This window comes from Legionella maioricensis, from assembly GCF_023618015.1.
GTDB lineage: Bacteria > Pseudomonadota > Gammaproteobacteria > Legionellales > Legionellaceae > Legionella > Legionella maioricensis.
The window spans coordinates 1-1076 of record NZ_JAJKBJ010000061.1; the positions used below are offsets into that span (position 1 = coordinate 1).

Below are 1076 nucleotides of genomic sequence, written 5' to 3' on the forward strand. Positions count from 1 at the left end.
AATTCTAATTAGAAGTGCGACAGTCACAAAAGCTGATATCATGTTTTTGGGAAACTTGAAAACAGCAAAGGAGACTGCCACATGGGACAGTATACTCAATTATGTGTAACTGAGCGACGTCGTTTATTTGTTTTTCTTGAAATGGGATTATCCGTCAAAGAGATTGCTCATAAAATATCCAGGCATCGATCCACTATTTACAGAGAGGTAAATAGAAACAATGAGTCTGGGCTCTATTTACCGATAGTTGCGCAGCAAAAGGCTTTAGAGCGGTGTAAAAATGGTAGACCTAATAAGCTAAAAAATAATGGTATCTTACGAGACTATGTTACTCGTTCTTTAATAGACAAGGGGTGGAGTCCGGAACAAATTTCGGGAAGAATGAAACATCAAAATCTAAGTTTTTATGTTTGCCCTGAAACCATTTACCGCTACGTGTATCAATCAAATGATAAATCGCTTTACCATTCTCTAACCATTAAGAAACCTAAAAGACGAAAGCTGTTTAGCAGAAAACATAGAAAGTGTCGCTATGGCAATCCCTATTTGATTACGAAAAGACCTGAAGAGATTGATACCAGAGCACGTTTCGGTCACTGGGAAGGTGATACCATCGAATTTAAAGGGAATAAGAGCGAAGGTGTAACCACTCTGGTAGAGCGTAAAAGCAGGATGGTTTTCCTCATAAAAAATAAGAGTAAACATTCCAGGGGTGTTATGGAAAAGATCACTACGAAATTTGAAGGATTACCTAAAAAAATGATGAAAACAATTACGTTCGATCAGGGTTCTGAATTTGCTGAGCACCAATATCTTGAAGAGCATATGAAGTGTGAGGTTTATTATTGCGAAGCACATTCACCATGGCAGAAAGGAAGCAATGAAAATATGAATGGTAGATTAAGAAAATATTTGCCCAAAAATGCTAAAATTAATCTAATAACACAAGAAGAACTTGATGTTATAGCTGAGAAAATGAACCGGTGTCCTAGGAAGTGTATCGGCTATAAAACGCCCAATGAACTGTTTATACAGCAGTATAAAAATGATTGTCGCATTTGGAGTTAAAATTCGCC

Annotated in this window: 1 protein-coding gene; it reads left to right on the forward strand. The window is 37.0% G+C overall.

The features are described from left to right. Positions 1-81 precede the first annotated feature (81 nt). Positions 82-1068, forward strand: a complete 987-nt coding sequence (locus tag LOX96_RS17480) for an IS30 family transposase (protein WP_250424816.1) — start codon at positions 82-84, stop codon at positions 1066-1068. Positions 1069-1076: the final 8 nt, after the last annotated feature.